At 47.7% G+C, this 24,624-nt stretch carries 20 protein-coding genes and 1 pseudogene; 13 read left to right on the top strand and 8 right to left on the bottom strand.

Annotated features, from left to right (window positions below; genetic code table 11):
* Positions 1–25: 25 nt before the first annotated feature.
* Entirely contained in the window at positions 26–940 is a 915-nt protein-coding gene (locus ACWPAB_RS07210) for a 1,4-dihydroxy-2-naphthoate polyprenyltransferase (protein ID WP_003580444.1), read from the bottom strand.
* A gap of 75 nt (positions 941–1,015) precedes the next feature.
* Here ACWPAB_RS07210 and ACWPAB_RS07205 point away from each other — a divergent pair, with 75 nt between their 5' ends.
* From ACWPAB_RS07205 to ACWPAB_RS07170, 8 genes and pseudogenes are all read left to right on the top strand, one after another.
* Positions 1,016–1,984, top strand: coding sequence for a polyprenyl synthetase family protein (locus tag ACWPAB_RS07205; RefSeq protein WP_016367266.1), 969 nt, complete (start codon positions 1,016–1,018; stop codon positions 1,982–1,984).
* A gap of 290 nt (positions 1,985–2,274) precedes the next feature.
* Entirely contained in the window at positions 2,275–3,480 is a 1,206-nt protein-coding gene (locus tag ACWPAB_RS07200) for an acetate kinase (RefSeq protein ID WP_003566891.1), read from the top strand.
* Positions 3,481–3,708: 228 nt separating this feature from the next.
* Positions 3,709–3,907, top strand: a pseudogene (locus tag ACWPAB_RS07195) (hypothetical protein).
* Positions 3,908–4,080: 173 nt separating this feature from the next.
* Positions 4,081–4,968 (top strand): ABC transporter ATP-binding protein, encoded by an 888-nt coding sequence (locus ACWPAB_RS07190; RefSeq protein WP_003566893.1) that lies wholly within the window; start codon positions 4,081–4,083, stop codon positions 4,966–4,968.
* Between the two features lie 2 nt (positions 4,969–4,970).
* Complete coding sequence (locus tag ACWPAB_RS07185) at positions 4,971–6,242, top strand: ABC transporter permease (protein ID WP_003580446.1); 1,272 nt, start codon at positions 4,971–4,973, stop codon at positions 6,240–6,242.
* A 13-nt stretch (positions 6,243–6,255) separates the two neighbouring features.
* Positions 6,256–6,651, top strand: a complete 396-nt coding sequence (locus tag ACWPAB_RS07180; protein WP_003566897.1) for a GntR family transcriptional regulator — start codon at positions 6,256–6,258, stop codon at positions 6,649–6,651.
* The gene (locus ACWPAB_RS07175; RefSeq protein WP_003576081.1) at positions 6,641–7,507 is read left to right on the top strand and encodes an ABC transporter ATP-binding protein; all 867 of its coding nucleotides are present in this window, start codon (positions 6,641–6,643) and stop codon (positions 7,505–7,507) included. Before ACWPAB_RS07180 ends, ACWPAB_RS07175 begins: the two co-directional genes overlap by 11 nt.
* Positions 7,500–8,144 carry an ABC-2 transporter permease gene (locus tag ACWPAB_RS07170; protein ID WP_003580448.1) on the top strand — a complete coding sequence of 215 codons (645 nt, stop codon included), beginning with the start codon at positions 7,500–7,502 and terminating at the stop codon, positions 8,142–8,144. The genes ACWPAB_RS07175 and ACWPAB_RS07170 overlap by 8 nt, the downstream gene beginning before the upstream one ends.
* A gap of 107 nt (positions 8,145–8,251) precedes the next feature.
* On the opposite strand, the gene ACWPAB_RS07165 is transcribed toward ACWPAB_RS07170, so the two are convergent.
* Complete coding sequence (locus ACWPAB_RS07165; protein ID WP_003571168.1) at positions 8,252–9,037, bottom strand: SDR family oxidoreductase; 786 nt, start codon at positions 9,035–9,037, stop codon at positions 8,252–8,254.
* 628 nt (positions 9,038–9,665) lie between these two features.
* Here ACWPAB_RS07165 and ACWPAB_RS07160 point away from each other — a divergent pair.
* The 5 genes from ACWPAB_RS07160 (at position 9,666) to ACWPAB_RS07140 (ending at position 15,790) form a co-directional block, all read left to right on the top strand.
* Complete coding sequence (locus ACWPAB_RS07160) at positions 9,666–10,787, top strand: alanine dehydrogenase (protein WP_003580461.1); 1,122 nt, start codon at positions 9,666–9,668, stop codon at positions 10,785–10,787.
* Between the two features lie 12 nt (positions 10,788–10,799).
* Positions 10,800–11,819: a bifunctional threonine ammonia-lyase/L-serine ammonia-lyase TdcB gene (tdcB, locus tag ACWPAB_RS07155; RefSeq protein ID WP_003580463.1), complete on the top strand. Its 1,020-nt coding sequence runs from the start codon at positions 10,800–10,802 to the stop codon at positions 11,817–11,819.
* Positions 11,820–11,930: 111 nt separating this feature from the next.
* The gene (locus tag ACWPAB_RS07150; protein ID WP_016382147.1) at positions 11,931–13,856 is read left to right on the top strand and encodes an OPT/YSL family transporter; all 1,926 of its coding nucleotides are present in this window, start codon (positions 11,931–11,933) and stop codon (positions 13,854–13,856) included.
* A gap of 13 nt (positions 13,857–13,869) precedes the next feature.
* Entirely contained in the window at positions 13,870–14,226 is a 357-nt protein-coding gene (locus ACWPAB_RS07145) for a hypothetical protein (RefSeq protein WP_003566913.1), read from the top strand.
* 136 nt (positions 14,227–14,362) lie between these two features.
* Positions 14,363–15,790 carry a C69 family dipeptidase gene (locus ACWPAB_RS07140; protein ID WP_003585427.1) on the top strand — a complete coding sequence of 476 codons (1,428 nt, stop codon included), beginning with the start codon at positions 14,363–14,365 and terminating at the stop codon, positions 15,788–15,790.
* Positions 15,791–15,891: 101 nt separating this feature from the next.
* Here ACWPAB_RS07140 and ACWPAB_RS07135 read toward each other — a convergent pair whose 3' ends face one another.
* From ACWPAB_RS07135 to ACWPAB_RS07110, 6 genes are all read right to left on the bottom strand, one after another.
* Positions 15,892–17,223 (bottom strand): dihydrolipoyl dehydrogenase family protein, encoded by a 1,332-nt coding sequence (locus tag ACWPAB_RS07135; protein ID WP_003580470.1) that lies wholly within the window; start codon positions 17,221–17,223, stop codon positions 15,892–15,894.
* 205 nt (positions 17,224–17,428) lie between these two features.
* Complete coding sequence (locus tag ACWPAB_RS07130) at positions 17,429–18,847, bottom strand: DHA2 family efflux MFS transporter permease subunit (protein WP_003580472.1); 1,419 nt, start codon at positions 18,845–18,847, stop codon at positions 17,429–17,431.
* A 290-nt stretch (positions 18,848–19,137) separates the two neighbouring features.
* A complete protein-coding gene (locus ACWPAB_RS07125) occupies positions 19,138–19,704 on the bottom strand; it encodes a TetR/AcrR family transcriptional regulator (protein WP_003580474.1) in 567 nt (188 codons plus the stop codon).
* 126 nt (positions 19,705–19,830) lie between these two features.
* Complete coding sequence (locus tag ACWPAB_RS07120) at positions 19,831–21,279, bottom strand: glycoside hydrolase family 1 protein (RefSeq protein ID WP_003580476.1); 1,449 nt, start codon at positions 21,277–21,279, stop codon at positions 19,831–19,833.
* A 170-nt stretch (positions 21,280–21,449) separates the two neighbouring features.
* Positions 21,450–23,288 carry a beta-glucoside-specific PTS transporter subunit IIABC gene (locus ACWPAB_RS07115; protein ID WP_003580477.1) on the bottom strand — a complete coding sequence of 613 codons (1,839 nt, stop codon included), beginning with the start codon at positions 23,286–23,288 and terminating at the stop codon, positions 21,450–21,452.
* A 451-nt stretch (positions 23,289–23,739) separates the two neighbouring features.
* A complete protein-coding gene (locus tag ACWPAB_RS07110) occupies positions 23,740–24,597 on the bottom strand; it encodes a PRD domain-containing protein (protein WP_003580480.1) in 858 nt (285 codons plus the stop codon).
* Between the last annotated feature and the right edge of the window lie 27 nt (positions 24,598–24,624).

The raw sequence follows: 24,624 nt of genomic DNA, 5'->3' as shown, positions 1-24,624 counted from the left end.
GAAAACCTCCATCGTGATATTCGGGTCAGATATTCAAGAAGACGCCTAATGCGAGAAAGACAACCTGGGCCAACGTCGTGATAAAAAGATTCTTGATGGCATTCGGAAAAGTCAGTTTTTTAACCGGATTGGCGGCAAAACCGCGCGCGTTCTTCACCACAATGGGCACGGTAATCAGCGTTAGCAAGGTTAATTTTGGCAGTAACCCCAGCACAACCGCGGCAATCAGCATCAAAAAGCCAACCGTATATAATCCATAGAAGAAGATGATGCTACGCGACCGACCCAGATAATGCACAATCGTTCGGCGCTTGAGTGTTTCGTCCTCTTCTTGATCGGCAATATTATTGGCCAGCAACAAGGCCGCAATCGTACATTGTGCCAATCCGCTGGCAAGATAAACCGCTCCGATCAACGGCCATGAAAAGGCGGTAACATTGAAGACGTTGACATAAACGGCAATTAGGAAAATCACGAAACCCATCGTAAATCCTGAGAAAAATTCCCCATACGGCGTGGCCGAAATTGGTCGCGGACCGCCAGCATAACCATAGCCGACTGCAAAGCTAAACAATCCCATCACCAGCAAGGGCCACCCCGTGCGGCTCACCATCCAGAGGCCCAACACACCGCTGGTTACCATCATACCAACAACCATCCACCCAATCATGCTCGGGTTGAGATGATGAACCCCAATAATGTTAGTCTTCTCGCGAAAACGCAACGCTTCTGTGCGCTCTGATCGTTTGTAATCTTGATAATTATCGTTCGCGTCCACCGCCATGTTAAACAGCAACATGGCCACAAAGAAAACCAGTAATTCAGCGATATGTAACGTATGATAATGATACCAGGCAAACAATGTGCCTAATAAAAACGGAAAAACTGAAGCCGTTTTGGCCTTGATCTCAACCAACTCAAGAAAAACAGATAAAGACATGACAACCTCCAACAATTGACTTTTAAGAATCACATACAGTAGAGTGAATATGTCTATAGGAAAGAGAGAAAATGCATGATTCATCCACTGTGGCACCGATTCCCCATGGTCTATCAACAACTCGAACAGATTCAGCAACGGCTTGAACACGTCGCTGTTTTGCGTGAGCCGCAAGTCCACGCATTGATCCAGCAACAGATCAACGCTGGCGGCAAAATGCTGCGCAGCGGGCTAATGCTTATGCTAGCGCGTTTAGGCAACCCTGACAACGACGATCTCATAACCGCCGGCGCTGCGATTGAGGCCTTACATCTCGCGACCTTGGTTCACGATGATGTACTTGACCACGCCGACCTGCGCCGCGGTTCCGATACCGTCTCAGCTAAATCAGGCAATCGTGAGGCAATCTATGCTGGCGATTTCCTCTTTGCCATCTATTTTCAATTATTAAGCGAACAAAATCCAGCAACAACCGATTTAGCGACCAATGCGCGCGTCATGAAGCACATCTTTATGGGAGAAGTTGACCAAAATGGTCCCAGCGCGCCACTCATTCCAAGTGTTTCCGAATACTTGAAAGCCATCGCCGGCAAAACGGCAGCACTTTTTGCTTTGGCAACTTACACTGGTGCGACAATCGGTCAACTAGACTTTACCGAAAAAAAAGCCGCGTATCGTTTTGGCCGCCAACTAGGCATGGCCTTTCAGATGATTGATGACTTGTTGGATTACACCCAAACAACTGATACGCTGAATAAACCGGTGCTCGAAGATTTACATAATGGCATTGTCACACTTCCGTTAATTTATGCCTATCAAAACGTCCCCGAACAACTCGCCCCACTGGTCGGGACCGCAGCAAAAATCGCTGCCAATAGCGACCGAATTGCGGCAATTGTCAGTGAACACGGCTTGCCCCAAGCCCGTCAACTCGCCACTCGCTACACTGATAAGGCTATCAACGCCCTCGCGCCATTGCCTGATGCGCGCATTAAGCAAGAGCTACGCAAGCTCACTCAGCAATTATTGCGACGAGATCATTGATCGTCTGGACTTCATATATGCCTATCCTTTTTGATAGAAAAGTAAGTACCGGCGGATAAAGTTCAGCTAACAATAGAACCAGCAAATCTAGACTCAGTCGGCTTTCTTTGTGATCTTCCTAACGAAAAATTAAGTATTAAATAGCCCGCCACACTTGTTACATCCGGATTCTGCATCATACCAACTTTTTAAAAATTGAAATTGTAATATTTCAGCCCGACGTTTTCACAAACATTGGGCTTTTTCAGTGGTATGATGTATGTAAAGCAAAAGTGAAAGAGTGATCAAACATGGCAAAAGTTCTCTCCATCAACGCTGGCAGCTCCTCACTCAAATGGAAGCTGTTCGAGATGCCAAGTGAGCGCCAGCTTGCAGAAGGCGCGACTGACATCCTGAAACAATCAACCGTCAAGATCAAGTATGGTACTGATCAAGCTTACGAAAGCGCTACCCCAATTTGCAATTATCGTGACGCTGTTGCCAACCTGCTCTCTAACCTGCAAACACTCGGACTCGTACAAAATTTGGATGAAATTACCGGCATTGGCCATCGCGTGGTAGCTGGCGGGGAATTATTTTCCGCCCCAATTGTCATTGATGATCGTGTTCTGGCGCAGATTCGTGCTCTGCGTGATTATGCTCCGCTCCACAATCCGGTTGAAGCCGACTGTATCGCCATCTTTCGCAAAATGATGCCTTGGGCACTTGAAGTCGCAGTATTTGATACCGCATTTCATCAAACCATGAAACCAGTCAATTATCTTTACAGTATTCCGTATGAGTATTATCAAAAGTATGGTGTCCGTAAATACGGTGCGCATGGAACCAGCGTTCGCTATGTGAGTGCTCACGCCGCCAAAATGCTTCGCAAACCATTGGCACAAATGCGAATGATTGTGATGCATCTTGGGGCGGGGTCAAGCATCACGGCCATCCAAAACGGGCAATCGGTTGACACATCGATGGGCTTTACCCCTTTGTCCGGTGTCACGATGGGCACGCGTTCAGGCGATGTTGATGTGTCACTCATCGGCTATCTGATGAAGAAACTTGCCATCACCGATGTCGATCAAATGATTGATATCTTAAACACAGAGTCAGGCTTACGCGGGATCTCCGGCATTAGTCATGATGTTCGCGACCTTGAAGCCGCTGCGCCGACTAACCCGCGAGCCAAACTGGCGCTTGATATCTTTGTGAACCGCATTGTTAAATATGTCGGTGCTTATGCCGCCTTGATGGACGGTGTCGATGTCCTAGTCTTCACAGCTGGCATCGGCGAACACAGCAGTGACATTCGGGCACGCGTCATGCAATCTTTAGATTATCTCGGCGCGCGGATTGATGCGAGCTTAAACACTCAAATCCACGATAACGCAGGTGACATTACTGCAGCTGATTCAAAGGTCAAAACACTGGTCATCCCCACAAATGAAGAATTGATGATCGTCCGCGACGTCATGTCCTTAAGCCAAGCAGTGGCGCAAGCGGAATAGTGGTAGGCGTTCGCTAGCCCAGAAACAGAACTGGCGAACGCGCTACGATCGAGCATGAGCAAGCCCGGTTAGAAATCGACGCGTTATAGGCTTCCCTGCTGGCGCCAACAGCAGGAACAGGTGAGAACATCATTCACAGTCGTCAAATAAAGCGAACAGTTTTCCTGCACAAGGGAAACTGTTCGTTTTTTTATCATGGATAATTTTTATTGGGATTTAAAGATCCTAGTGCCAAGGCGGAGCAATCATAGGCCAGATGGGGCTCAGCCGTGCAAACAACACAGCGACCGGGCTTTGTCGCTGATGTTGTTAGGCGACTTCGAGACCGCGGGCTTTGCGGTCTCGAAGCGCCGTCTCCGCTCTAGCTCCGCGTCGCCACCCCATCTGGCCGGAGATTGCGGAGTTTGGCATGGCAAGAAAGTTTTAGCCTGAATTCATTCCTACGATTATTTGGCACTAAACAAATCATAAGTCCCAGGAGGAAATTGGGTTTTTTCCTCAAAAATAACCGACATCAACTACTTGCCTTTTCTTCATCCGCTGTCTATACTGTGTATATATTACATATACAGTATAGACACATCAAAGGAGATGTTCGCCATGCTCACTGTCACAGGCTTAACGAAACGATTTGGTTCAGCAACTGCTGTTCACGATGTTTCCTTCACGATCCAACCCGGTGAAATTCTTGGCTTGATCGGTCAAAACGGCGCTGGTAAAACGACCACTTTTCGCATGCTACTCAATTTGCTTCAAGCTGATCACGGTAATATGACTTGGAACGATCAACCGCTATCTTTGCTCAGCCGTGAGACGATTGGTTATCTCCCCGAAGAACGTGGTCTTTATCCCAAAATGACCGTTGTTGATCAGATTTGTTTTTTCGGAGAATTACATGGCATGAAACGCGCTGCGGTGATGGCTGTTCTGGATCAATGGCTAGATCAATTTCAGGTCAAAGGTAAGCCAACCGATTTGGTCAAAGATCTCTCTAAAGGTAATCAGCAAAAAGTTCAACTCATTGCGGCCATGATTCACAACCCGCAGTTCATCATTTTAGATGAGCCCTTTTCCGGCTTAGATCCGGTGAATGCTGGCTTGCTTGAAGCTGGTATTCGGCGGTTGCGGGATGCTGGAAGTGCCATTATTTATTCTAGCCACGACATGGGCAATGTTGAGGCCATTTCCGATAAATTGGTGATGTTGAAAAATGGCGAAGTCGTTTTATCAGGTGCTCTCAATGATATTCGCGATCAATTCGGCCAAACTCGCCTCTACATTCAATCTCCTCTCACCCAAGAACAATTGCTATCCTTCCCCGGCGTGGTCGGTGTCGCCCAACGCTCCCGAGGGTTTCTCGTTAAATTGGCTGAGCCACAAGCCGGTCATGACATTTTCACAGCGGCCACCCAACAAGGTTATATTCCTGAATTCAGTCAGCAAGCACCTTCCCTAGATGAAATCTTCCGAATGAAAGTTGAGGCCTAGTCATGAAAAAAATGGATGTGATTTTCCGCCAAGTCTTCTTCAAGAATCTTAAAAGTAAAACCTGGTTGTGGATCGTGATCGGTCCGTTGGTGCTGGCCGCTGTTTTCGGCGGGGTTTTTTGGCTGATGAATCAAACTAATCAAACTAGCAAAATCGGTGTCGTGACGTCCAGCCCAGCATTGACCAGCACGCTGAAAGCAAGCAGTGATGATGATCAACGCTACATCAGCTATTCGTCAACGGCAGCGGCCAAGCGCGCGATGGCTGACGAAGATCTTGATGGGGTCTTGACCATCAGTACGCAACCAACCACCCATGCCAGCCTCATTGAACGAACTGATGGCAATGGTATCAACCAAACCCAGCTGCAAAGCGTCTTAGCACAGGCACATACTAAAGAAGTTGCGGCTCAGTTGAAATTATCGACCACGCAACTGCAAAGTCTTTTCGCGACACCCCAGCTGGCCACCAGCAGTGTCTCCGTTGATAAAGGAAAACTTGTCAGCCGGTCTGCCAAGACTCAAAAATCAGGCGCTATGGTCGGGTTTATTCTCGGCATGCTGATATATACCTTTGTCATTAGCTACGCTTCCATGATGGCACAGGAAATCGGCACTGAAAAAGGCTCCCGCATTGAGGAATCCATCCTCACTGCCATCACGCCGCAAGCACAGTTTTTTGGTAAACTGCTGGGTATTTTAGCCTTGATGGCCGTCCAAATGGCGATCTACGGCGTTGTGACGCTTGCCGGTGGTCTCTTACTGCAACGTTTACCGAAGAATCCGCTATCCAGTTTGATGACGAACATTGATCTCAGCGGTATCAGCTTAAATATGCTGATTTTCAGTCTCGCTTTCTTTTTTGTCGGCACGCTCACTTACACCGTTTTAGCTGCTTTAACTGGCTCACTGGTTGCTAATCAAGAACAAATCGGCCAAGCCACGACCCCAATCGTTATGCTGGGAATGCTAGGCTATTTCGGCGCTTTGATTGTTGCTGGCGGAACCTCACCGATCCTTAACATCGCCAGCTACATCCCCTTCCTATCGACCATGATGATGCCGGTTCGCCTAGGCGCAGGACAGGTCACTGCTGTTGCCGGGTGGTCAGCATTAGGCATCAATCTCGTTTTCCTAATCTTATTCACTTGGCTCACCGTCAAATTTTACCAGACCAATGTGTTAAGCTATTCAGATGGCGGCATGTTGAAAGCTTTCAAACGCTCATGGCAACTACAACGCGCCGCCCGCAAACCTAAACCTGTTAAATCATGAAACGAGGTTAACCATGCGGATCGTTATTTCGAATCAATCCGGCAAACCGATTTATGAGCAAATTGAAGACCAGATCAAGACTGCAATTCTTTCTGGTCAATTAAAGGTGAATGAACAACTGCCATCAATTCGCAGTCTGGCAAAAGATTTACGGATCAGTGTGATCACCACCACCCGCGCTTATCACGAACTCGAAGCAGCTGGATTCATTACGAATGTGCAAGGCAAAGGCGCCTATGTTTTGGGTCAAGACAGTGCACTTGTGAAGGAAAACGCTTTGCGTGAAATTGAGACCTATCTGAATCAAGCCATCGATACTGCCAAAATGGCGCGCATTGCACCTGAAGAACTACACACGATGTTGGATACATTGATGCACACGGAGGGAGACACTGACAATGACAACTGATCTGCTAACCGTTACGAACTTGACCAAACGCTATGCCGATTATCAACTTGCTAATGTCAGTTTTAGTTTACCCGCTGGCTACATCATGGGCTTCATTGGTCCCAATGGTGCAGGCAAAACGACCACAATCAAAGCCATTTTGGATATGATCAAACCAGACTCAGGTAACATTTCGGTACTTGGTCAAACGACGCCACAAGCCCGCGAAGCGATTCGCGATCAACTTGGGATTGTTTTAGATGGCGCGGTTTATCCTGACTCATGGCCAGCAGAAGCTGTCAATCGTTATGTTGGACCGTTTTTTCCTAATTGGGACACGGCTTATTTCCAGCAACTGCTGCGTGACTTTGATATTCCAACCAAGCCTAAGTATCACGATTTGTCGATGGGCACCAAAATCAAGTTACAGTTAGCGGCCGCTTTGGCACATCATCCTAAGCTCTTGATCCTAGATGAACCCACTTCTGGCTTAGATCCGATTGCGCGTGATGAATTGATTGCCATTCTGCAAGATTTTATTCGCGATGAGCAACACAGCGTTCTTATTTCGACACACAGCATCATGGAGCTCGCTAAAGTGGCGGATTATGTCACTTATCTGTTGGCTGGTAAAATCACGTTCACTGGTCCACTCAGCGATCTCCTTGACCGCTATCTTTTGATTAAAGGCGGACCGAACGATTTGACTGCTGCAATCAAAGCCACCTTAATTGGGTTGCAGGAAAGTCCGGTCGGTTTCTCCGGTGTATGGCCAGCTGACCAAGCAGCAATGTTGCCCGACAACATGATTCAGGAACCTGTCGATTTAGAAACATTGATGATCGCGTTTGGTAAAGGAGGGCATCCCCATGCGTAATGTTACCAAACTTGTCGCCTTAGACATGGGTGCGCTTTACTCCGGCACGCATAAATACCGCTGGTGGTCATATCTGGTTGCTTTTCTGATCGTGCTCATTGCCTTCTTGAATGGTGATGCCGCCACACCACTTGCTGGCGCTATCACCGGTACTAGCGTTGGTATCTTGATGATGCCGTTTGCCAGTGTTGATCGACATGGCTTGGAACAGTTGTACACGATGCTGCCTATCCGCCGCCGAGAGATTGTCGCCAGTCACTACCTATTTGGCTTGCTCGTCATGCTGATGATTGATCTTTATGCCGCATTCATCGTTGCAGTCGGCATGATCGCTCGTTTCAACCCGATACATGACTACCATGCCATTATCTGGATGCTATTTTTCGCAACCGGCCTTGTCTTATTACAAATGACATTGTCGTTTCCTCTAATGATTGGGCTTGGCTTCCAACGTGCCCCGTTAGCTGCTTATTTACCGATTGGCATTGTGTTACTCGCCGTTTTTATTGAAGCCGGCTTAGACCTTGACTTAGCAGTCTTGCGGCCCTGGCTCACGGCGTTCTCCATACTTTTGATCGTCGCCTTTGCGTTTTCTTGGTGGCTGAGTACCTATCTATATAAAAGGCGAGAATTTTAACCTTTAAAAACCAAAAAGCCGTCACCTTGCTGCTTAGAGCAAGATGACGGCTTTTTGGTTGCTTTATTCAGTTGGCAAACAAGCAAGGCTCGTGCATGAATCACGCCTCAACCTTGACCATCTTTAAATGCCGGATATAAAGTCATCCCGCCATCAATGAATAAGGTAATGCCAGTCACATAACTGGATTCGCTGGATGCCAGCCATGCTGCACCAGCTGACACATCTTCAGGTTTGCCAATTCGATTCATCGGTACCATTGAAACTGTCTGGTCATACTGCGCCTTGTCAGCAAATTTCTCGGCGTTAATCGGCGTTTCAATCGCACCAGGGCCAATTGCATTGACCCGAATCCCTTGCTTAGCATATTCCATCGCAATCGTCTGGGTAAAAAGTTTGACTGCACCTTTGGCCGCCGCATAACTCGCGAAGGTTGGCCACGGAATTTGTTCATGCACCGAAGTGATATTAATAATGTTGCCTGCCTGATGGTGTTCAAGAAAATAGTTCAGTGCGGCCCGCGCTCCTAAAAAGACGCCGGTTTGATTAATGGCAATGACTTTGTTCCAGTCCTCCAAAGAGACTTGATGCGTTGGTTCCTTGATTTCCATGCCAGCGTTATTCACCCAGACATCAAGTCCGCCAAAATGCGCCGTTGCTGTTTCAACTAAGCTAGCAATGCCATCTTCTGTAGAAACATCAGCATGGATGCTCACCGCCTGCCCGCCGTTTTTGATCACGGTGTCGGCGACTTGCTTTGCACCTTCATGATCACCTAAATAATTGATCACGACTGACATGTGCTCTTTGCCAAATCGTTCTGCAATGGCAGCGCCGATGCCTTTTGAACCACCCGTCACAATTGCAATCTTTCCGTTCAAGTCTTGATACATGCTCGCTCTTCCTCTCATGCGTGTGGTCACGCAGCGGTCACCTAGAAGGTAGGCCCTAAATTCAGTGTAGGGGTATGGTATTAGATTGTAAAACATTGTGCTGCACTAGGATGCCTTTTCAAAAGAAATCTCAAATTCCGTCTAAAAAAACCAAAAAAAAGCCAAAATAAATCAAAAACGATTTATGAGAATCATCCATCATTTGTAAACACGTGTCTTTTAGGCATTTGGGATTAAATACGCGCAAATATTATTTAGAAACAATAAAAAAGGCTCTGTATCTTTCTCTTCTCAAAAAAACCTTATCAAGACCGATTAAAGTTCCCCCGAATTATTGAGATTTTAGTACTTAGAATTAAAGAGTTCTAAAATCATTATCCAAAGTTCACTTGGTCACAAGTCTTTTATGCCTCTTTTGCGTCAACAATATTTGATATTTAAGACCAATATTCTTCTTTATACATGTTCTTTAACTGCCGGCGTATAGAGTATGAATTAAGTATCCGGTGAGAAATAATCGGTAAAACTGTAAGCGGGTACATTTTATATGTGAGAAATATCACACAGTTGTTGTGCTACTTGTTGTGAAGGCCTTAACATTGCTGGTGGAAAGAAAGGACTGATTGTTGTGAAAGTTGGCGTTGTGAAAGAGCAAAAAGCTGGCGAAGGTCGTGTGGCTGTCACACCAGAAAATGTTAAAAAGCTGGTTGATGCAGGAGCGACTGTTTTGGTTGAAGAATCAGCTGGAGTCGGTGCAGGTTTTCCTGATGCAGATTACGCTGCGGCTGGCGGCACTATCGTCAGTCACGCTCAGAGTTGGGATAGTGATCTCGTTGTCAAAGTCAAAGAACCTGACGAGGAAGAATATCAGTATTTCAAACCAGGTCAGGTCGTTTGGGGATTCCAACATTTGGCCTCCTCACCTGCCACTGTGAAAGCCATGCAAGCTGCCGGCACGACAGCTATCGGCGGTGAAACCATCGTTGAAAATGGCGAGTTGGCATTGCTAAAACCGATGAGCGCTATCGCAGGTCGCCGGTCCGTCATCATGGGCGCTTATTATCTTGAAGCACAGCATGGCGGTGAAGGCATTTTATTGCCAGGCACACCGGAAGTTGCTTCAGGCACGGTGATTATTTTCGGTGGTGGGAACGCTGCTTTTAACGCCGCCAGTTTGGCATTAGCCATGGGCTGTCGCGTCACAATCATCGAACTTAAAAAAGACCGCCGTGACTGGTTAGCGAAGCAATTTACAGGTGAAGCCTTGACGCTGCTGCCATCGACGCCAGAGAATCTCGCCGCGGCTATCAAGACCGCCGATGTCTTCATCTCAACCATTCTGATTCCGGGCGCAAAGCCGCCGAAGTTAGTCACAACAGCGATGGTGCAGTCGATGAAACCGGGCAGTGTCCTTGTAGATGTAGCCATTGATCAAGGCGGCACGGTTGAAACTATTGATGCACCAACCTCTATTGATGATCCCGTTTTCACCAAATACGGCGTCATCCATTACGCCGTGCCAAATCAACCAGGCGCGGTACCGCGCACAGCGACGATGGCACTGGCAGTTGGCAACATCAAATATCTTTTGGCAATCGCAAAATCTGGGATTGATGGCGCCATTAAAAATAATCCTGCGCTGGCTTCTGGCGTCAATCTTTATCACGGCCAAGTTACCAACAAAGGCCTTGCCGAATCTTTAAACTTGCCGGTTGTTTCATTAGAAGCAGCTCTTAAGCCGCAACATTAGGAGGTGGCCAATATGATGACCGCAACGCAAACCGTGAGCATAAAAGATGTTCAAGAGGCCAGCCATCTCATTCATGAGGTTGGCCGCGTCACCCCGCTCATTCAATCCATGTTTCTTAGCCGCACCGTTACTCACGGCGATGTGTATCTCAAACTGGAAAACATGCAGCTCACCGGTTCATTTAAGTTTCGCGGTGCTTATAACAAAATCCGCCATCTCAGTGACACCGAAAAAGCTCGTGGTGTCATCACGGCCAGTGCTGGCAATCATGCCCAAGGCGTTGCATTGACAGCTCACTTACTCAACATTGATGCGACAGTTGTGATGCCTAAAACAGCGCCATTAGCCAAACAACAAGCCACGAGCGGCTATGGTGCAAAAGTTGTCCTTGCTGGTGATACTTTTGACGAATCGCGCGCCTTCATGGAACAAAAAGCCAAGGAAGATGGCTTAACCATCGTTGACCCCTACAATGATCCATTGGTCATTGCCGGACAAGGCTCCATCGGCTTGGAGATTTTAGATCAGCTGTGGGATGTTGATACCGTCATCGTACCAGTTGGCGGTGGCGGCCTGATTACGGGGATTGCCACGGTTTTGAAGCATTTTGATCCCTATATTCACATCGTTGGCGTCCAATCAGAAAATGTCCACGGCATGACGGCTTCCTTGCAAGCAGGCAAGTTGACGCGGCAATGTACTGGTCCAACCCTAGCTGACGGCACAGCGGTCGCCATGCCCGGCAATATCACCTTTGGCCTAGCTGAGGAATTAGTCGATGAGATGGTACTCGTCTCAGAAGAAGAAATTGCTGAAGCGATGAAAGACCTTCTCCAACGCACCAAAACCGTGGCAGAAGGCGCCGGTGCATTACCAACAGCAGCCCTCGAGGCTCACAAAATCGCACCGCAATGGCTAGCAGGCAAGAAAGTCGTTGCCCTTGTCTCTGGTGGCAACGTCGATTTGGAACGGGTAGCGGATAACATTGATCATTTCTTTAAAAGTGATCCGACTGGGCACTTCATCGGATAAAAACAGAGCGTGAGCTAGCGCGGTTTCTGGGCTAGCTCATGCTCTCACCATAACGCGATAACGCGCTCGCCAGCGCTGGCTCGCGCTCACTTTCAAAAGGGGGGAAGCACCATGGAAAAGACGTTTTCGAAGCATACCATTGCCAAGACACATTATGTGCCATACGCAACGGATGGTGCCAAGGAAAATAGCGGCGGCAGCACAGCGATCATGATCATGGGCGCCATTTTGGCAACGATCTTCGCAGCATCTACCGCCTATTCAGGCATGAAAGCCGGCCTAACTGTTGCTGCTGGGATTCCCGGTTCGATTATCGGTTCCGGCATGGTCGGTGTCTTTGCCAAAAAGAAAGGTATTTTTGGCAAAAATCTTTTGCAAGGCATGAGCTCAGGTGGTGAATCCATCGCCAGCGGCATGATCTATGTCTTGCCAGCCATTATCATTATTGGCGGAAAAGTCAACTTCTTCGCAGGCATCGCAGTTGGCGCTTTGGCCGTATTGTTTGCTGTCGGTGTTGCGAGTTTAGTTGAAAACTACTTACTTGTCGAAGAAAACGGCAAGCTGATGTACCCAGAATCGACGGCTATCTCCGAAGCCTTAGATGCCAGTGAAGCAGGCGGCGATTCGCTTAAACATATGGGCATCGGCTTTGGCATCGGCGGTATCATCACTTTGCTGACCACTCAGGTTTTCGGCTGGGTGAACAGTGTGATGACCTTCGTCGGCAACTCGTCGTATCGCTGGAAAATTTCAACTGAGGTCAATCCCATGCTAGCCGGCATCGGCTTTGTCGTTGGCTTGGATGTTTCGCTCACCATGTTCGCCGGCTCCATTTTAGCGAACTTCGGGATCACTCCGCTCATCGCTTATTTCACTCAAATGGCTGGTGGCGGTGCCCATGTTTGGAATGACACCCATATGTTGATGTCTCAAATGAACATCGACATGGTCGCTGGCTCCTATACCAAGTACATCGGCGCCGGCATGATGCTCTGCGGTGGGATCATTGGCGCCATTAAATTGATTCCCGTCATTGTCACTTCCATTAAAAAAACATTGAATGCACGCAATGATGTCGGCGAAGAAAAGAATTCGCTCGGTGTGGTTTCCCTACTTGTTGCTGCCATCGCAATCTTCATCGTCGGTGCTTTCTTAGCTGGCAACATCGTGATCGCTATCATCGCCGGTATTTTGTCACTCGTTTTAGCTTTGCTGTTTGTCATCGTTTCGGCGCGACTGGCTGGCACAATTGGTTGTTCCAATGCACCTGTATCGGGGATGACCATTGCAAGTCTCGTGGTCATGACCCTCGTGTTTGCCTTAATGGGCTGGACCGCCAACGCGCATAATGAAATCCTTTTGCTCTTTGGTGTCTTCATTGTCACCGCCATTTCAGTCGGCGGGGCCTATACCCAAACGCAAAAAGTTAATTATTTGGTCGGTGGCCGCCGCTCCGAAATGATGAAGTATTTCATGATTGCTGCCTTGATCGGTGTTGTTGTTGTCGTTGGTACAACCGTCATCCTCGCACCGCAACTGGCCATTAAGAGTGCTAACCCGCCATTCGGTTTACCACAAGCTAACCTGATTGCGACCCTAACCACTGGGATTCTCTCCGGTAATCTACCGTGGATCATGATCATCGTCGGTATCATCATTGCGATTGTCTGCTGGATGCTTGGTCTCTCCATCATGACCGTTGCCTTAGGTTTCTACCTGCCAATCTCCACGACATCCATTATCCTCGTGGGGGCCTTGCTCAAATTATTGATCGAAAAACTGACGAAAGACAAGGCCTTACGCGAAACCCGGTTATCCTCCGGTGTCTCGCTTTCCAGCGGTTTAATCGCGGGCGGTTCCATCATTGGTCTGATCGGGATTATCCTACATGTCACTGGTGTGTTATCCAATCGTGTTCCTGCAGGCTTTGCTGGCAGTAATGGCATGGCTGTCATCTTGCTCATCATCATGGCGGCAACCATCGTCATCCCACTGATGCGAATCAAACAACCAGCTCGCAAGGCTCAAAAACAATAAAGAGGTGTGACACATGACTGCGACTGACACATTACAACATTTGATTTATGAAAAAAATCCAGCAATTCAGTACACTAAAAAAGGCGGAAAAATCACGATCATCCGTCCGCAGAATCACCCAATCCAAAAATTCTGTCGGCATTATCTGCACATGAAGATTCCTGCCGTCAGTTACCTACACTTAGATGCATACGGTAGTTTTGTATTCAGCAAGATCAATGGTCATCGCAGCGCCGCCGTTATTGGCAAAGAACTAGCCAAGAAATTCCCCGAAGCAGACGATCACCGCGATGACCGCCTGATGATCTATTTGAACCAAATTGCCAAAAATGACCACCTTATTCAGCGTCTCAACGCAAATACACGATAACGCGCTCGCAGTCGCAGAAACCTATGCATAAGGAACTTGAATCCAATAACCAAGTTTAGGCCATTTGGATTCAAGCCCGCTTATGCTCCGGTTTCTAAACGCTCCTGCTCGCGCTCAACTATTGGAGGAAATCAACATGATTGATCGTATTGAAATTTCAGCTTGCACATCCATGATGGTCGGTAAAAAAGCATCCCTTGACGGCGCGACCTACATCTCCCGCAACGAGGATCGCTTAGTCGCAATCTATCCAAAACGTTTTGTGGTTCAACCAGCTGTGACTGGCCGCAAGGAAACTTATGTATCGCCATATAACAACCTGACTGTGCCACTCCCCGAATCCGGGTATCGTTACACATCCACGCCCGATGCTGACCAAAGCGCAGGGCCAAATGAAGAAGACGGTTTTAATGAAAAGAATGTCGGCGAAAGTGCTACCGAAAGTGTTTATGCCAACGAACGGGTACTTGCTTATGATCCCTTCATCAAAAATGGACTCGCGGAAGACTCCATGACAACTTTAGTGTTACCGTTTATCAACAGTGCCCGCGATGGCGTCCGGTATCTCGGCGAACTGGTCAAAAAGTACGGTTCAGCTGAAGGCAATGGTGTCCAATTTAACGATCAAGACGAAGTTTGGTATATGGAAATTGTCACCGGTCATCAATGGGTTGCGGTTCGCATTCCTGACGATTGTTACGCAGTTGCTGCCAACCAAATCGCGATTCAGGACATTGATTTCAATGATCCGGACAACTATATGTGGGCAGATGGCATTCAAGATTTCGTCAAAGATCACAACTTGAATCCTGACGCCGATCACTGGAACTTCCGGCACATTTTTGGCACCGACACTGAAAAGGATCACCACTACAATACACCACGGGTTTGGTTCGCCCAACGCTACCTTAATCCAGAAATTGAGCAGGATCCGGAATCAGCTGAATTGCCGTTCATTCGCAAGGCCAACCGCAAAATTTCTGTTGAAGATATTCAGTACATTATGAAATCCCACTTCAATGAAACCAAGTTTGATCCGTTGGGTCACGGCAATGAACACGACCGCAAGACTTATCGCGCTATCTCACTTTCGCGCACGGCCAACTCGCATATTCTGCAAATGCGTGATGCCAATCAAAATGGCGCAGCCGGCGTCCAATGGGTCGGCTTCGGTATCCCGGCCTTTTGCCCGCACGTACCGTTTTTCACCAATGCAACCGATACGGATAAGAGTTATAGCGAGTTCCCAAAGAAGATGGATCTGAGCTCAGCTTATTGGCTCTATGAAGCGCTCGCGATGGTTGTCGAATCGCATTATGCTGAGTTCATCGAAGACGACTTAGCTTATCAAAAAGATCTCAATGAATGGGCACGTCGTAAAATTGCTGAAGTTGATCAAGCTGCCGCCGGGATGAGTGGCGATGACTTAACCACGTATCTGACTGAACAAAATCATGCCATTGCCAAGCACTACAATGACACAACCCGTGATTTCCTGTTCAAGCTCATCACAATGGGCACTAACTTATCGAAGCTCACCTTCAAGATGGATCCAAATCTATAGTCAAATTTACCAACATTCAAAAAGACATCGCCGCAGCAGTTCCTGCTAAAGCGATGTCTTTTTGAATGCCGCTTATTTGTTAAAAAATTGCCGCTACAGCCTCACCGAATTTTATGCCAAGCCGCAGCACTTTCAGAAGGGAAAATATGGGCCATTTGCCACATTTGTTGCTTACTGAAGTGGAAGACAATTGCTGGTAATAAGGTGTTGATCGCATCTTCCGCTTGGGCACTGAATTCAGTTGCGCCAACCAAATGATGATCCCGATCAAAGATGAGGATGCTATCCCCCATCGTTTCCTGATCGGTTTGATGGTACCAGTCATCGGGAATATGATTGCGAACAACTTGGTAATCGCCATCAGCAGCTTCTTCTGGCGTCACGCCAACTTTCGCAATTCGCGGAGTTGTGTACACAGTCGATGGTATCGCTGGATAGTCAATGGGGTCGGTTGTCTGGCCGCTGAGCAACTGAAACAAGTAATAGGATTCGAAAGTGGCCGTTGGGGTCAACTTGGGTTGCGGCTTGTCGAGCACATCCCCGGACGCGAAAATGTTCGGCACATTCGTCCGCAAATGATCGTCAACCGCGATGCCGCGTTGACTAAAGGTGACACCTGCAGCTTCTAACCCAATTTGATCATCATTAGGAATTCGACCAGTTGCATCTAACACCCAGTCAACTTGTTGTTCCTGATGATCGCCATATTGGATCGCAATGCCTTGCGCCGTCTGTTTCAATGCCTGCACGTCTGCACTGGGGATAAACTTGACGCCTCTTTTGGTCATGTCTGCCATCACCGCTTTAACAAATGGCTGGTGAAATTCGCGCAACGCTTTGTCTGCATGCATGAAGACGCTGACTTCAGCTCCGGCAGCATTGGCAATCGTCGCAAATTCCATACTGATGTAACCTGATCCCAAAATGCCGATTCGTTTTGGCAATGTTTTCAAGTCCATGAACGCGCGGCTATCATGTGCTAATTCAGTTCCGGGGATGTCGAGGTGATGCGGACGGCGCCCAGTAGCGATGACCATGTTTTCGGCCGTATAAGTTTTGCCAGCAACTGTGATGCTATGCGGATCAATGAATTTCCCATGCCCGTGAATGATCGTCACGCCGGTTTGTTTGAGGTTACTGCCGATATTTGTCGGCAGCGGTTTGATCACTGCTTGTTTATGTGCCACTAGCTCCGACCAGTTGATCGTGATGCTGCCGGACACGATGCCTTGCATGCGTTCGGCCATACGTTGCAACACGACTGGTGTATCCAGCGTGATTTTTGCGTTACACCCATAATTAGGGCAAGTGCCGCCAATCATGTCGCTTTCAATCACGCCAACTTTCTTTCCTGAAGCCGCTAACGGTCCAGCACCATCGAACGCGCCGTGACCACTACCTAAGTACAAGACATCAAAATCGTATTCACTCATATTGATCCTCCTTGTGCAGTGCGTCTGTGACAACGGCTTAAGCATAACAGATTGACGACGACTCGGTCACGGACAATGAATTTTATTTTCCGATAAACTGCTCCTAGCTCATAAACCAAAAAGACCAACAATTTTCCGCTGTACAGGGAAATTATTGGCTTGGTTGATGGCTATTAATGAAGTCCCGTTCTGTTTCTGATACTAATTAAAGGTCGCGACTTGCCTGTGGTTTTTTGACTTGGAAGGCAACGATGAGTCCGATAATGGCTAGGATCAAGACGAACATAAAGCCAAAATGCGAACCAATTGTCAGGCCAGTTTGTCCAGCGGCTTTGGCCGAACCGAGCGCGAGCATACTTGTGGCAACAGCAGTTGAAACGGCGCCGACAATTTGCTGCAGTGTGTTCAGCAAGGCACTGCCGTCTGCGCTTTCGGCACCGCTCAAACTATTCAGCCCATATGTCTGGGCAGGTGACATCGCTAACGGCGCGCCGATCATTAAGACAACATGCCCTAAAATAATCCACCATAACGGACTTTGTGCACCACTGTTAAGCAATATCAGCACGCCTAGGATAGCAATGACAAAACCACCGCGGGATAACCATTTAGCACCGTGGCTGTCATACATCCGACCTGCAATCGCAGAAACAGCAGCGTTCACAATCCCGCCTGGTAACATGACAAGTCCGGTCATGGCAACTGGCAGGCCCATCACCCGTTGCAGATACATCGGCAGTAAATACATCGAGGCCAGAATCACCCCAAAATCAAGCATGACGAGTAACGTTCCGACAGTAAACTGTTTATTAGCAAAAACGCGTAAATTCAGCATCGGGTTTGTTAACGATAATTGCCGCCGGGCATAAAGAACTAAACCGATAACCCCAACGAGCAAAGCAAGTCCGACTTCCAGCGAAAGCCAGCCAGCATCACTCGCCATCGTTGTTCCAACCACAATCCCAGCAAAGCCAATCGACGATTCAACAATTGACAACCAGTCGACTGGTGTTTGCGTTTGATGATAAACATTTTCCATCGAAGTTAATGTGAAAATGAAAGCCAAAACCAAGAATGGCACGAATAGCCAAAAAATGTAGTGCCAAGTGAATTTGGCAAGCACCAGCCCGGTAATCGTTGGGCCAATAGCAGGCGCAAACATAATCACCAAAGCAGCCATCCCCATGACTGTCCCTAATTTATATGGCGGGAAAATCTGCATAGCGACTGAAAACATCAGCGGCAAAATCAGCCCCGTGCCAATGCCTTGAATCAATCGCCCAATAAGCACAACCGGAAAAACTGCGCCCATCGCAGACACAACCGAGCCCAGAATAAAGGCGCCAAGTGCAAAAAGAATGATCTTTTTAGTGTTATACCATTTTGATAAAAGGCTGGATAACGGCATGCAGATCCCGATAACCAACATATAACCTGTGACTAGCCACTGAATAGTGCCCTGTGACACATTCAACGCCGTCATTAAACTAGGCAACGCAATATTAAGCGACGTCTCTGAAAACATACCGACAAACGCCCCAATCATCAAGCCGATCATGGCCATTGCTGGATGGGCAACGTGAACGCGAGCTTGCGGCATTTCTTTTGTTTGTGATAATTGCATGATAACTTCCTTTTTAGTGAGCGCGAGCAGGAGCGTTTAGAAACCGGAGCATAAGCGGGCTTAAGATTAACTGGCTGGTCTTTGGCCAGTTAATCTTAAGGTCCTTATGTGTAGGTTTCTGCGACTGCGAGCGCGTTATAGTGAGCGCGAGCCAGCGCGGTTAGCAACCGGAGTGTAAGTGGCCTTGGGCGTGATGGTCGTACTTTGACCATTGCGACCAAGGTCCTTACATGCAGGTTGCTGCGCTGGCGAACGCGTTAAATGATAAAAACAAACAACTGGCATTGGCTTTATGCGGCCAATGCCAGCTTGATCAAGCGGGTCAGTTGATCCGCGGTCTGTCGCAACAAGTCAGGATTGTCTTTGGTTGCGGCAAGAATAATGGCGCCCTCAATGCTGGCTTGAATAAATTGGCCAAGTGGCTGGGCACGGTCAGGCGGAATACCGGCTGACGTGAGCTTTTTGATGTACAGCGTTTCTAACTGGGTAAAAACAGCGCTGCAAGCGGCCTGCAACTCAGGATCATCGCCTGTTTCTAAGGCTATCAAGCTAATTGAATTGCCACCAAGATGCCCCTTTTCCTGCATTTCGGTCGCCATACTTTCTAGTTGTCCAGCCAGCGCAGCGTCAGGCGCCTTGTACCGATCAAGGTCCCGTTGCACATGCTCAAGAATGTGCTGGCCAGCATAAGTAATCGCGGCTTCAATCAATTGCGCTTTACCGTTTGGAAAATAATAATAAAGTGAGCCCTTTGGTGTACCACTGACCGTTAAAATCTGCGTCAAACCAGTAGCTCTGACCCCTTCTTTTTGAAAGAGACTGGCAGCCGTTGCCACCAGTTTTTCGCGTGTATCGATTTGCTACCTCCACTATTATAACAACCGGTCTATATAATACTGCTTATTTTCTGAAAATGTCAATTTTATTTTTTTATGCATGAAAAAATGACCTTCTCATCCGAAGGTCACTTTGCAAAACGATTATTAACCTAAATCCGTTCCATTGGAAGCAATCACCCGCTGATACCAGTTAAACGATTGCTTTTTGTAACGGTTTAAACTGCCTTGCCCAGCATCGTCCAGATCGACATAGATGAAGCCGTAACGTTTCGACATTTGGCCTGAAGAAGCACTGACCAGATCAATGCAGCCCCATGGCGTATAGCCCATCAGATCCACGCCATCATGAATGGCCGCACCCATTTGTTCAATATGCTGCTTCAAGTAATCAATCCGATAATCATCCTTGATTTTGCCATCAGCATCCGGTTTGTCAACGGCGCCAAGTCCATTTTCAACAATGAAAAGTGGTTTACGGTAACGTTCATATAATTGATTTAACGCGATGCGCAGGCCAATCGGATCAATCTGCCAGCCCCATTCACTCGCCCTCAAAAACGGATTTTTGATGCCACTAAGCAGGTTGCCCCCGACTTCAGCATGTTCTTTTTCAACTGTTTCGACTACGGCGGACATATAGTAGCTAAAACCAATGTAGTCAACCGGATGATTTTTCAGCAGTGTTAATTCCTCGGCTGAAAAATCAAGATCTGTGAATTTAAACCCGTTGTCCGCCATCAACGCGTCGGTATAGGCTGGGTACTCGCCGCGAACCTGCACATCGCCGCAAAAGAAATTAAATGCCTGATTTTGCTGCAAGGTCGCCAATTGATTCACTGGGTTGGCATCATAGCTGTAAGTGGTGGCATAAAGCAACATGCAGCCAACTTGAAGTTTAGGATCAAGCGCATGTCCGATTTTCACGGCCCAAGCGCTGGCAACAAACTGATTGTGCCATGCTTGAAAAATTGTTTGCTTGTCATTGCCGCCATTATTGGCAACTAATCCTTGGCTCATCACCGGAAATGCCCATGCACTGTTAATTTCGTTAAACGTCATCCAATACTTTACTTGCTTAAAGTAGCGAGTCAAAACTGTTTCCGCAAAATGCTTATAAAACTCGATAAGACGTTTATTTTTCCAGCCGCCATATTTGGTTACCAGATGCAACGGCATCTCGTAATGTGAAATCGTGACAACTGGTTCGATATCGTATTTCAAGCATGTCGCAATAACCTCATCATAAAATTTCAAGCCCGAGGCATTTGGTGTTTTCTCATCACCTTCTGGGAAAATCCGTGACCACGCAATCGAAAAACGATAGCATTTAAATCCCATCTCGCTGAAAAGTTTGATGTCTTCTTTAAACCGATGATAATGATCAATGCCTTGATGGTTTGGGTAGCGATACTTGCTTTTGTCGATGGTCCAGTTGAAATCTGGCCGATTCACAATCGTAAAACGATCCTTGCCTTGTGGTAGCACATCGGCGATTGAAAGACCCTTGCCATCTTCTTGATAAGCCCCTTCAAGTTGATTGGCTGCCGTAGCACCGCCCCATAAAAAATTCTTTGGAAAATTTAGGTATGTCATTGGTCTGCTCTCCTTAAACGCGCTCCCAGCCGCAGAAACCGCGTCTGCTCACGCTCTTTTAAAACGCCTTCACTGGCGCAGCGCGGCTATGCGAAGAACATTAAAGGCAACAGCCGGTCACCCTTAATGCCGCTTCGCTACGCCGCGCTTACCGCGCCAGTTCACGCTCTTTACGCTAATGTCATGACCGGCCGATCATCGGTGGCTCCCTGTCCAAGCGTCGCGATTTGATACTGGTCGGAATTGGTCACAATCATCATCACGGTACTTTCATACCCTTCTTTTTCAATGGCTTCGTGATCGAATTGCACCAATGGCGTTCCAATTTCAACGTGCTGTCCTTGTGCCACAAGTGGTTGAAAATGTTTGCCTTTTAGATTAACCGTATCGATACCGATATGAATCAAAATTTCCGAGCCTTTGTCCGACTGAATCCCAATCGCATGACCGGTTGGATAAAGCAGTCTAATCACGCCAGCAACAGGTGCCTTCACCATGCCGTTTTCAGGAACGATTGCCACACCTTTGCCCATGGTCTCAGATGCAAAGACCTCATCTGCCAAGCCGGTTAACGGCACAAGCACCCCTTTGACTGGTGCTGCTAACGCTTCGCCTAGTTCGCTGTTGGCAGAAGGCGATGTTTTGGCTTTTGCGCCTGCGTTGATACCGCCAAAAAAGTAAGTGAGCACCGTCCCGAGCGCAAACGCAACCACATCGCCAACCACAGAAAGTCCAAAGCCTTTGCCAATAAAAGTTGGCAGTGAAAGCACACTGGCCAAAGCAGCGGCATTTGCCCCGGCACCGGAAATCGCAACGATCATACCGCCGACTGCTCCTGCCACACAAGCAAGATAAAATGGCTTTTTCAACTTCAATGTAATCCCATAAATTGTCGGTTCTGTGATCCCGAATAGTGCGGTAATGGTACTGGAACCGGCAAGACTTTTCATTTTGGCATCACGCGTTCTAAGAAATACCGCCAGTGCTGCACCAGCTTGAGACAGCACTGCTGGCAGCAGAATCGGCATCATCAAATCGGTTCCATTCTGAGCAATATTGTTCATCATCACCGGTACCAGTGCCCAGTGAACGCCGAAAATCACGATCACTTGCCAGAAACCGCCTAGCACTAAACCAGCCAAAATTGGCACACTCTTGTTCAACGACACAATCGCTGTTGCCAACCAACTGCTGACCGTCGCACTGATGGGTCCAACCACAATCAGCGTCAATGGCACAATGACAACCAAAAGACAAACTGGCGCCAAAATGTTACGAACGGATTCGTGCCACAACTTGTTGAAAACTGGTTCTAAGAATTTCTGAACAACAACAACCAGCAGAATTGGCAAGACTGTCGCGGTATAATTCGCCGGCACGACTGGAATACCGAAAAAGTCAATAGTTGTTGCCTTTGCGCCCAACGCGACAATGCCCGGCGACACCATCGCCGCCGCAATCGCCATGGATACAAATTGATTAACCTTGAGTTGTTTAGCAGCGGTAAATGCTAAGGCAATTGGCAGGAAATAGAAAATACCATCTGCTGCGGCCCACCAAATTTGATACGCGCCGCTTTTCGCTGTTAACCAGCCCATGACCACGGCCAAAGATAGCAAGCCTTTCAAAATCCCGGCGCCGGCCATCGCGCCCAAGAATGGCGTAAATACACCGGAAATGAACGTTAGCAAGCTGTTGAAAGCGCTTTTGAACGTCATTTTTCCTTGTGCGGCTGTTTCACCGCTAGTTTCGCCTTCGCTTAAAGATGGTTCCAGTTTCACGACTTCATGGTAAACATCCCCGACATTGTTACCAATCACGACTTGAAACTGACCACTGGCTTCAACCACGGTAATCACACCATCCAACGCCTCGATTTTATCTTTGGGTACTTTTGCACGATCCTTCAATGTAAAACGCAGACGAGTGGCACAGTGCCAGACCTGATTGATGTTTTGTTTGCCACCAATCAGATTTAATAATTGCTGAGCTAATCCTGATTCATTCATTCGGCCTTCCCCCTTTAGCTACACATAGCTACACTTGCGATTCCCACAGCGAGTGATATGGTTCAGTATCTTGCATCACGATGACTGCACTTCGCTGTCTGGTGTTGCATTCTTTCTTAAACGCGATCGCTAGCCTACTTACACTCCGGTTTCTAGCCGGGCTAGCTCACGCTCTTTCTCAAAACGCGTTCGCTGGCGCAGAAACCTGCACATAAGGACCTGAAGCCTAAATGGTCCAAGCCCAACCATTTAGGCTTCAGGCCGCTTATGCTCCGGTTTCTAACCGCGCCAGCTCACGCTCCACAAAAAAAGCCAGAAAGACCGGACTTGTGGTGTACAAGTCGTGTCTTTCTGGTTTTGCCTAATCCAATAGTTACAAGCCAGATGGTTCTGTATTCGCTTTCAACGACACCATCTTATCGTACGCATTAGCACGCGTCAACAACTTTTTTCACTCCGCCAAACTTTTTGCTAAGCGCGCAATATGCATGGTGAGATAGATTTGCTCGTTTTTAGGAATCGCAATCGCTAACTTCTGTTGCATGAATCGGTCAACGTCTTCCATACAGTGATAAGCACGGGCATAATCTTGTTGAAGATGTTTCAACAAGACATAGTCATAGTTTTCCATCTTTAACGACAAAGGCGACGGCGCAGCAGCATACATGCGTTGTAAGAAAAATTTGAGGTGAATAACTAGTCGCTGATAATCAGGTGTTTTGACGTTCATGTCCAGCCCTAGATTGTAAAAGATTATTTTCGTGAGACTCGCAAGGGTTTGAGTAAAGGCAAGTGAGTTAACAGTTTGCTGATGATTCAGATCGTTACTCACAAACTTTAACGCGATGAATCCCGCCTCATCTTCCGGCAATTGTTCATGCAATTGCGCGGCGATTTGATGCAATGCCCATTCGCCCATCTCGTATTCTTGGGTGTAGGCAACCTGAATCTCCCATAGCAATTTGTTGTGCAATACAATCTTCTCATACAGCCGTTGCACCGCAAAATGAACATGATCGGCTAGCTCAATCAACAAATAACTTTTGAACGTGGTTTGCAATCGCTTTTCTGCCTCCTGAATGATTCCAGCGGCCAAATCCAAATAAGCACTGGGCAGACTGGCAATCGTCGCCGTCGCGATTTTCAGCTTTGCTTGATCCTCTGGCACATAGACTTTCATACTGTCGCGCAAGGCCATCTTGGCGTCTTTTTTAGCGCGGAAACCGATCCCACGCTCGACCACGATCACCTCGCGTTGTTGATGTCTGGCCACGACAGCATTGTTGTTCAGCACGTTTTGAATAATCATGGCGACCCTCCCCCAAAGGTATTCGAA

It is taken from the genome of Lacticaseibacillus sp. 30 (assembly GCF_053819265.1).
Note: the sequence above shows the minus strand (reverse complement) of the source record. Positions and strands in the feature narration are given on the sequence as shown.